The sequence below is a fragment of the Novimethylophilus sp. genome, from assembly GCF_036504375.1.
Taxonomy (GTDB): Bacteria; Pseudomonadota; Gammaproteobacteria; order Burkholderiales; family Methylophilaceae; genus Novimethylophilus.
Window position 1 is genome coordinate 1 of record NZ_DASXVH010000017.1, and the last position, 9,243, is coordinate 9,243.

The 9,243-nt window shown below is 59.3% G+C and carries 8 protein-coding genes and 1 pseudogene; 1 reads left to right on the plus strand and 8 read right to left on the minus strand.

The window, feature by feature from the left end; genetic code table 11:
- Window positions 1-222: 222 nt before the first annotated feature.
- From VGK14_RS01505 to VGK14_RS01540, 8 genes are all read right to left on the minus strand, one after another.
- Window positions 223-807 carry a group 1 truncated hemoglobin gene (locus tag VGK14_RS01505; protein ID WP_331507157.1) on the minus strand — a complete coding sequence of 195 codons (585 nt, stop codon included), beginning with the start codon at window positions 805-807 and terminating at the stop codon, window positions 223-225.
- 98 nt (window positions 808-905) lie between these two features.
- A complete protein-coding gene (locus VGK14_RS01510) occupies window positions 906-1,757 on the minus strand; it encodes a triphosphoribosyl-dephospho-CoA synthase (protein ID WP_331507159.1) in 852 nt (283 codons plus the stop codon).
- A gap of 1 nt (window position 1,758) precedes the next feature.
- Window positions 1,759-2,679 (minus strand): RimK family alpha-L-glutamate ligase, encoded by a 921-nt coding sequence (locus tag VGK14_RS01515; protein ID WP_331507166.1) that lies wholly within the window; start codon window positions 2,677-2,679, stop codon window positions 1,759-1,761.
- A gap of 157 nt (window positions 2,680-2,836) precedes the next feature.
- Entirely contained in the window at window positions 2,837-3,817 is a 981-nt protein-coding gene (gene mch, locus VGK14_RS01520) for a methenyltetrahydromethanopterin cyclohydrolase (protein WP_331507160.1), read from the minus strand.
- A gap of 17 nt (window positions 3,818-3,834) precedes the next feature.
- A complete protein-coding gene (locus VGK14_RS01525; protein WP_331507161.1) occupies window positions 3,835-4,935 on the minus strand; it encodes an ATP-grasp domain-containing protein in 1,101 nt (366 codons plus the stop codon).
- Entirely contained in the window at window positions 4,907-5,803 is an 897-nt protein-coding gene (locus VGK14_RS01530) for an NAD(P)-dependent methylenetetrahydromethanopterin dehydrogenase (RefSeq protein WP_331507163.1), read from the minus strand. The genes VGK14_RS01525 and VGK14_RS01530 overlap by 29 nt, the downstream gene beginning before the upstream one ends.
- 21 nt (window positions 5,804-5,824) lie before the next feature.
- The gene (locus VGK14_RS01535; protein WP_331507164.1) at window positions 5,825-6,835 is read right to left on the minus strand and encodes a beta-ribofuranosylaminobenzene 5'-phosphate synthase family protein; all 1,011 of its coding nucleotides are present in this window, start codon (window positions 6,833-6,835) and stop codon (window positions 5,825-5,827) included.
- 76 nt (window positions 6,836-6,911) lie between these two features.
- On the minus strand, window positions 6,912-8,069 hold the full coding sequence (locus VGK14_RS01540) for a methyl-accepting chemotaxis protein (protein WP_331507165.1): 1,158 nt from the start codon (window positions 8,067-8,069) through the stop codon (window positions 6,912-6,914).
- A gap of 395 nt (window positions 8,070-8,464) precedes the next feature.
- On the opposite strand from VGK14_RS01540, the pseudogene VGK14_RS01545 reads away from it, so the two are divergent.
- Window positions 8,465-9,243: pseudogene (locus VGK14_RS01545) on the plus strand (formylmethanofuran dehydrogenase subunit B); the annotation flags it as partial.

Consider the following 9,243-nt stretch of genomic DNA (forward strand, 5'->3'; position numbering starts at 1 on the left):
CGTTTTGTTAACGTGTCGTGGCCGAAAAAGTGCGGGCATCATAGCATAGCTTTTTCAGAGATACCATTGCTACGGTAACCCCGTCGGAGCGCCGATGCCCTCTTGTATCCGGCTCGCATCCACTTGGCTGCGAGCCGGAATTTTAGCAGATATTGCAGATATGTTTATGGTTTTATCCCTGAATGACATGCTCATGCCGAAACACGTCGTTTATTCAAGAATTCAACCTAAGATTTCCTTGCGCATCGTTTCGCAAAAAGCCGTCATTTCGCCGATCAGCTGATGCGGCACATTCTGCTCCCTGAGCGTGGCGGCTAAATTTTCCGCAACCGCCGTGAAATGGTCATCGGACAGCCCAAGGGATGCGAGATACGCGTACTCCTCGTTCAGATCTATACCGTTTGATTTCTGTCCGCCGAGAGCAGCTTTGAGGAAGGCTATTTGTTTCTGGATCTGCTTTTCCATTTCCTTGCCGTCGGAGAAATCGAAGAACCTGTTGATGCGTTTGTCTCGCAACGCTTTTCCATAAAAGTAACGTACCAGCGAAGCTACCATCGCATCTCCGCCGATTCTGCTATGCAGACTGGCATTGTTGGTAAATGCTCCGGCGTTAATCGATACCAATCGTTGGGCATTGATCAGGCCGCCATATACGCTACCCTGGCTGCCTTCGGTTTTAGCGGAACTTAATCTGCGAGCATTGGTGTGGCTGCCATACACGCTGCCTTTGTCTCCTGTGTCGTCTGCCTTCACAGAATGCAATCTGCGAGCATTCGTCAGGTTGCCATATACGCTGCCTTTATCCATTATTGGCCTCCAATCAAAATAAAAATCTTTAATAAACAGAACACAGTGTAATCCCCTATGCTGAAATTAGCATCAAGTATTCGTTAAATTATTGAGTTCTACTTTGATCCAGGTTTCAAGTACTTTTCAATAGCTACCGCCAACAAAGTTGCCACCGTCAAGTCGGCACTTGTTCCGGGGTTCAGGCCCTGCCGTTTCAGCCCGGCATCGAAGCCCAGCAAATCGTCCAGGCAATGTTCGGGATTTCGGCTCTCGATCAGTGTCCGGTCGTATTTTTCGGCTTGTATCCGGAGCGAGGCGGCGGATGCCTCTCCATATTTGCGCATCACATGAGAATCAGGAAAGCGTGCCATCAATCCCAGGTAAACCGCAGTTGTCGCCCAGTTCGCACTACCCCATCGGGAATAAGCTTCGTGGTAGCGAGGCACGGCAAAACCGAGTACATCTTCATAGGCCGTAGCATACTGATAGGCGATACGGTCTCGAGTTGCGGATTCACACATCGCCTCGAGCAGGGTCACCTGTGCCGTCTGGCGCACATCATGCCGGGGACTGTTGCCCAGCCCGGCGGGCGATGCGCGCAGAATGGCGCGAAAAGCCAAGCTGGCGTCCTCCACCGTAAGCCGCCCGAGCACTTCGGCAAGGGGCCTGCCCGACAGCGCAGAATGTAGCAGTGGCGCCGCGAGCAACACGATGCCGAGATTGGTATTGCAACCGGCCGCGGCCCAGGTGGCCTCGACCGCGTGCAGGATGCGCTGGCCGACCGTCAACCCCTGCAATGCGATGACGCTGGCTGCGGCATGCGCGCTTTTGACGAAGTCGTCAACCACCATATTGTGACCATCGGCGAAAACATGAACATTACCGGGTTTAATGGCCTGCAGTTCGGCCAGACAGGCTGCTTCGAAAGCGGCGGCGAGTGTTTGCGGATCGGGAAGGGGCGACGGCACTTCAGGAAACCGCCGCCAGGCCGGAGTATCCTCCGGCCAGCTTGGCGAGAAAATCGTCCGCCAGCGTTTGAGCGATATCCAGTTCCACCACGCTCTGCAGGCCTTTCCAGGCCGGAATGCTATTGACTTCCAGCACGTAGAGCTTGCCCTGACGGTCGCGGATCACGTCGACGCCGCAATAATCGATGTTTACCGCGCGCGCCGCCGCCAGTGCCAGATCGGCGACTTCGCCTTCAACCGCCAGCGGCTCGCAGCGCCCACCCTGCGCGACATTATTGATCCAGTGGCTGCCGTGGCGCACCATCGCGCCCACGGCCCGGCCGTTGACGATGAACACGCGATGATCGTGCCACGCGCCTTCGCCGCTATCCACGTAGTTTTGCAGGTAGTAGACGCCATCGACATGCTCTTCCATGGGCACGGGGAACGGTGAGCCGGCCTCGAGCTTGCGCACGCCCTGCCCCTGCGACCCGAACAGCGGCTTGATCACCAGCGTGCGCCCTGCCATGGTTTCGCGCAGAATCAGGTTGTGGGCGGTTTCCCGCGACTCGCACACCCAGGTCGGCGGGGTAGGTACACTATTTTGATGCAGCAGAAAGCTGGTCATGCCCTTGTCCACGGTGCGCTCCACCGCGCGGCCATCGTTATAGACGGCGACGCCCAGCGCTTTCAATGCATGCAGCACGTTGAGCCGCAAAATTACCTGCTGCAACGTACCTCCGGGAACGCCGCGCACGAACACACCGCCCGGCAGCCGGTCGAAGCCGGGAATATGGATCCCCGGCCTGCCGTGCGTGAGGTCCAGGTGACAATCCTTGAGGGAAACGAATACCGCTTCCCGGCCGCGCGCGGCAAAGGCATCTTTCAGGCGCTTGCCGTGCCAGCCGGGGTCGTCGGTAAATACGGGGATACGGTTCACGATTCTAAACCGCCGATGAACACCGATAAACGCCGATAAAATCAGAAGAACTTGTTATACGACACACGAAAGAGAGCTTCCTGGGCAAAATGCCTGAAAGATGCCACTTACTCAAAAATCGGCGCTCATCGGCGTTCATCGGCGGTTAAATTTTTTGCAGTTATGCAGCAAAGCCGAACGATTTATCCAGCAGCGCCGCATCCAGCTTGCCGCCGGTGAAGCTCTTGCCGGATTCCAGCGCGGTCACGGTCACCGCGGCCGGGCTGAACAGCATCGGGTCGACCTTGTAGAAATCGTATTCGACCACCTTGAACACTTCCGCGAACGGCCGCCCGTAGTCGCGTGAGGAACTGCTGGGCAGGTTTCGGGCGAGTTCGGCGGCGGCTTCGTCGCTCCCCAGCACGAACACATGGGCGTGGCCGCCGAACAGGATGGCGTCATTGGTACGGCCCATGCCGTTGAGAAAATCCGGCGCTGGCGGCGGCACCGGGGCGCTGGCCATGCCGTCCACCACGTGCTCCAGCGGGAAATGCAGCGCATGTATCTTGTGCATCGCCACTTCCAGCACGCGGCCGACGATTTGTATCGTACCAGCCAGGCTGCGGGTCGGCGTCAGGATGAAGGTCAGCTTGTCGGCGGCAAGGCCGGTATCGCGCGCAACCTTTTCGATCACTTCAAGCGGCGGTGCCTTGTCGCTCTCCAGCACCAGGCAGGCGCTGGCGGCCTTGTCCTGGTAGCCCAGCTCCTTGTACAACTCCTCGCGCCCCGCCATTGCGCGGCCGGGGCCGGAACCGAGCGAGAAGAATTTTTCATGTGCCAGGCTCCAGCCGGCATACTGGCTGCCGAGACAGGACAGGATGGGATTGCAGGAATGCACGTTGAGCTGCCACGGCCAATGCGCAAAAGACGGATTGGCCGTGAGGCTCACCCGTCCCAGGCCGCCCATACAGATTTCCGCGATCAGGCGCCCCGCTTCCAGGCCGCCGAAATGCTTGATGCCGGCATCGATAATGGTGGCGCCGGTCGCGTGCGTCTCAATGCCGACGCGCAGGCTCCTGGCGTTGTCGATCAGGTTCTGCACCAGCGGTGCAGTCAATGTGTTGACGCTGGGCCAGTTGGTGGTGTCTATATTACTGCTCATCGCTTCCCCGGAAATGTTCAAAAAGTTCGTAATTGTGCATCAAGTTGGCGAGCTCTGGCAAAAACCAATGCCTTTGCCGCATGCGCATCATCGGCGTGCGCAAAAATACTGCATACGGGTTCTCCGGCTTTACAAGCCGTGCCTGCAACCGGCAGATCCGCCGTCCATTCCGGCCATTCCTGCGCTCGGCTCACCTCGACGTCATGGTCGGCATAATAGACCAGATGCGCCTTGGAGCCCGCCGGGCGTTGCACCAACGACTGCAACACACCGCAGCAGCCCTGCATATGCATTTCCAGCAGCGCGGGAATATCATAAAAATCGAAGCTCGCACTCAGGCGAGGATTTACTTCCAGCGCCAGCGGCCCATTTGCTGCCAGCATGAAATCCATGCTGTTCAGTCCGCGCAAACCGGTCGCGGCAACCACCTTGCGCGCAGCATCCGCCATCGAGATTCTGGCATGATCCGTGAAATCCGCATTGCCGACGCCACCGCCATAACGAAACGGCATGCCGGGGGCCGGCGCCAGCCACTGTTCGTTGTAGCCTATCACTTCAAGCTCCGCGCCATCGGCGACAAACAGTATCGACGCCGGGATACCCTGTGCCATGCGCTGGTAATAGCCTTGCACCTGGCCGTCCCACAACCGGATATGCGTGCCGCCGGAACCGCCGCCCTGTTTCATCAGCCAGCCGGGCAACTCCGGCGGCGGCTCGAAACGGGTTTCGGGGTAAGCGATGCCAAGCCGGTCGAGTAGAGAAAAAAATCGGCTTGGGTCCTTGGTCAATGCAACCGTTTCAGGGGCATTCCCCAACAGCGGGAAGCATCCGGATATCCGGTCCAGCAGCTTCGGCTGGTTTTCCAGGCCGCTGCCGTAGATAACCGCGGCACCCGCCAAGTCGACCGCGCAAAGCTTGCGCCACAAATCGTCGGCATCGAAACCGCCGTCCGAGAACGCCACCCGCTCGCTGCTGAAACACAAACGCCGCGTTTCGATATCGTTGAAAATGTCGAACGCGGCGATTTTGAAGCCGGCCTGCGCGGCGGCCACGACATACGGCCTGGCGCAGACGGCGATGATGATGAGGTTAGGCGAAATCCTTGCGCGCCAATTCAAAGGCGGACAGGAAGTCCAGATAGACGTGGCTTTGTCCTTCCAGCATCTTCTTGAACATCAGGTTCTGCACCTGGTACTTGACATTGCCGATTGCCAGCGCTCCCAAACCGACGGCATGCGTGCCTTCGATCGGCTCGCCGTCGGCCATCACGCCCACGCCTTCGGCGCCGGAGGGCGGTACGGCATTGACGTCGGCCACGACTTTCAGCATCGGAGAACCGGCCATCTGCGCCAGCTCGATCACACGCACGCCGGCTGCGGCACAGCACAGCGCGACGTCGGTATTCCGCAGGATCGCCTTCTTGAGCTCCGCGGTGCTGCCGTCGGTATAGCCGATGCTGGTGCCGTAGCGGGCGTTGTAGGCGTCGGCCTTGGCCTGCACGTCGGCCACCGAACGGTGAGCAACCAGTTCCACTGTCGCGCCGTATTTGGCGGCGATCACGGCGGTACAGCCGCCGACCGGGCCGGTCGCGCCGAAAATGCTGACTTTGCGGCCATGCAGATCGCCGCCGTGGTTGCGTTTCAGCTCGCGCTCGACCATGGCCATCATCGCCGCTGACGTCGTGAAAGCGCCGGACGGATCGGCGAACACGGAAACCTCGAACGGCGGGATCATCGATTTCCTGGCGATATTGAGCATGTCCATCGCCATGTCGATATCGCGTCCGCCGATGAAAACGCCGGTACGCCAGACCCCGCGCGGGCCGCGCGAGAAAATGGCATCCTGCACCAAACCCATGACTTCGCTCGTCTGCACGCCGGTATAAGGAATGACCGCGTTATAGCCCGCATCGTAGGCCATGTTGGCATCGAACGGACTGGCGTTCTTGGCTGGCGTAATAAAGTGAAGAACGTACGGCTTTTCCATGTAACTCACCCTTTAAATAAATTAAAAATTCAGCACGGCACGGGCCATCTGCCCGCTCCGGCAATCATCCGTAATAAGGCTGCCTTGGTTGCGGGCACTGCATATTTCGTATTTCAGTCGCGGATTGCGATGTTCCAGTTGCGGCAACAGCTGCCCGGCTTGCGTCTCGCCGGCGACGACGGCAAATCCGGTCGGCCCCCATGAACTCTGGCCCGTGCAGTGCACGTCCCGGCTTTCCAGCCAAGCCATGGCTTCACCCACTTCAGGACTGATATAGCGCCCCCCGCCTTGCGCCGGAGCGAAATGATCGCCGACGATGCGCTGCAGTTCGCTGATCGCCCGGCCAAAACTTTCCAGATCCTGCTCGGCCATGGCCGGCAACGCCTGCACCAACAGCAGCCTGGCGATATGCGCAGCCTGTGCCGAGGGAAACTCCGGCAACTCGCCGAAAGCCCGGACTTCCTGCTTGCCGTGCACCCCCTGGCTATGAGGGTCGTACACCAGCAAGATGCGCCATGCCGCAGGGAAATCCATGCGTGCAACAATCGGCGGAACCTGCGTATCGCGCCCGCGACCGCCGTCCACCAGCAATCCGCCCTGTTTGAATGCGCCGATCCCGATACCCGACCGCATCCCTCGTCCCGCCAGCACCGCAACCTCGTCCACCGACAGGCCGAGCCCGTGCAAATGCGACAACGCCATGCCTACCGCCAGCGCAAGCTGCGTGCCGGAACCCAGTCCGGCATGCTCGGGAATGACTGATGCGATATCGAAATGGGCGCCGCCGCTAAGATTCGCGCGTTGCGCGAAATGCTCGGCAACCTCCACCAGGCGCTGCGCGCCGCAACCGGTGGCTGAAAAATTCTGCGCCAGGGTCGCGGTGAAGCGAGTCGACGGCCTGTCCAGCGACAGCCCGATGCTGCCAAACCGCCGGCCCAACCCGCCGTGCAGGTCGACAAACCCCATATGCAGCCGTGCAGTGGTTTCCACCGCGACCAGCCGCTCTGGCGATGTTTGCATTGCCTGTGTCATGGCACATCAATCAAGCCGAAAGGGCGGGTATTGTAGTCCAGCGCGCGCAAACTTCCAAACGCCGGATCCGGGAATCTTAAACCTTGAACTTGCGCACCAATTCCTGCAACTGGGCGGCTTGGTCGGACAGGCTCTGCGCGGAAGACGCCGTTTCATGCGCGCTGCCGGCGGTCTGGTCGGAAATCTGGCTGATGACGCTCATGTTGCCGTTGATTTCCTCAGCCATGCTGCTCTGATCGCGAGCGGCGCTGGCGATTTTCGCATTCATCTCGTTGATCGTCTTCACCACCTGGGTGATCGAGCCCAATGAAGTGCCGGCCAGTTCGGCTTCGCGTACGCTTTCCTGCGCCCGGTCGCGCTCCTCGCCCATGACGCGCACCGCATTGCCGGATTCAGTTTGCAGGCGCTCTATCATCTGCTGGATTTCCTGAGTGGACTTCTGCGTACGCTGCGCCAGCGTGCGTACCTCGTCGGCCACTACGGCGAAGCCCCGGCCGTGCTCGCCGGCACGAGCCGCCTCGATGGCGGCATTGAGCGCCAGCAGATTGGTCTGCTCGGCGATGCCCTTGATCACGTCCATCACCATGCCAATGTTGCGGCTCTCGTTCTCCACCACCTGGATCACCGCCATTGATTTCTCGACGTCGCGCGCCAGCGTGTCGATGGATGCGCCGGCCTTGATGACCACCTCGTGCCCCAATTGCGCCTCGCGGTCGGCGGTCTGCGCCGCTTCGGAAGCGGTCAAGGCATTCTGCGCGACTTCTTGCACCATGCCTGACATCACCCCCATGGAGGACACCACCTGATGGGTGCGGTTTTTCTGTGCATCCACCCGCTCCAGCGACTGCCGGGTAATCGAAGATAGCTGATCGGCAGAAGCCGCCAGGCTCAGCGCGGTGGCCGTCACGCTTTCCAGCAAGGTTGCGACGGATTTGCGCGCGCTATCGTATTCATAGGCCATCCAGCTGAACTCGTCCTTGCCCTCGAGCCTTACTTTATTGGTCAGGTCGCCCTTGGCCATCGAACTCATCGCCTTGACGATGCTATAGGCGCGGTTTCCGGCGTGATTGCCCAGATAGATGGCCACACTGAACATGATGCCGCAGCCAATCGCAAACAGCACGGCAGCGGCTATCCAGTAGGCGTGCAGATCAAATGGGTAAGAAATGGCATATACGCCCAACAGCGTCATGGTCACGAAACCGGAAAGTGCTACCACAGCCAGCAGTATCATCTGCTTTTTTAAATTCAAAAGCTTGATAAAATTCATTGTCACTCTCTCCCCCGGATTTTGGTCTATCCTGCCTCAGGACTGTAATGTCCATTTTCGAGCAATCGTGACCCATTTTGCCTTGTTGCGCAATATGTCGTCCGCAATAATCCATTATGCATATCCGTTTTGCCTAAGTATGGCCGGCGTCAAATCGGTCTTGACGCCATATATAATTCACACGATAATCAAACGAGTTTTGGTGCCGTTCTGGCCGCGGGCTATTCCATCACCCCCTGTCAGTACTACCGAGGCGCACCCACAGATGTCCTCGCTGCAGTCCAAAGCAACACTTAACAATGCCTCGCGCCCGTACATCATAATCGGGCTCGACGCATCATTTTGGGGACGAGAGCCGGATGGAGAACTTAGCGCAAGCAGGTGTCGTAGAAAACGTCACCTGCCCTTTTTGTGGTCTGTTGTGCGATGACCTCACTATCGAACGGGATGCCGCTGGCAAGCTCAATGTCAGCAAGAACGGCTGCCATAAAAGCGTGACCTTTTTCGGTCGCGCACCGCACATTCCCTCGCCGCGCATCAGCGGCAAACCTGCCGAGCTCAAGGATGCCGTGGCGAAAGCCGCCGAAATTCTCGGCCAGGCCAAACACCCTTTGATTGCCGGCCTGGGCACCGAAGTCCAGGGCATGCGTGCCGCGATGAGCCTGGCCGACAAGGCCGGGGCCGCGCTCGACCATATGAATTCGAACGGCTTCATGCGCAACATCCAGGTAGTGCAGAACTCCGGCTGGCAGATCACCACGCTGACCGAAGTGAAGAATCGCGTCGACCTGCTGGTGATCGTCGGCACCGACATCGTCAGCACTTTCCCGCGCTTCTTCGAACGCCACGTATGGAATGCCGAATCCATGTTCGGTCAGGACACCGCCGCCAGGGAGATCGTCTACCTCGGTGGTCGCGGCCTCGACACTTCCGCCGGCGTTGCCCCGGACGGACGCAAGCCTGACGTGCTGCCGTGCGACCTGGAACGCCTGCCGGAAGTCATCTCGGTACTGCGCGCATTGATCGGGGGCAAGAAGCTGCATGCGACCGCAGTGGCCGGCATCGCCGTCAGCGACCTGGAACAACTGGCGCAGCGCCTCGCTCTAGCCAAGTACAGCGTGGTCACCTGGGCTGCGGC

Excerpts from the sequence above, each read along its gene's own strand:
- mch (WP_331507160.1), bottom strand. The coding sequence starts at position 3,817 with ATGAGCAGTAATATAGACACCACCAACTGGCCCAGCGTCAACACATTG.
- VGK14_RS01535 (WP_331507164.1), bottom strand. The coding sequence starts at position 6,835 with ATGACACAGGCAATGCAAACATCGCCAGAGCGGCTGGTCGCGGTGGAA.
- VGK14_RS01505 (WP_331507157.1), bottom strand. The coding sequence starts at position 807 with ATGGATAAAGGCAGCGTATATGGCAACCTGACGAATGCTCGCAGATTG.
- VGK14_RS01540 (WP_331507165.1), bottom strand. The coding sequence starts at position 8,069 with ATGATACTGCTGGCTGTGGTAGCACTTTCCGGTTTCGTGACCATGACG.
- VGK14_RS01530 (WP_331507163.1), bottom strand. The coding sequence starts at position 5,803 with ATGGAAAAGCCGTACGTTCTTCACTTTATTACGCCAGCCAAGAACGCC.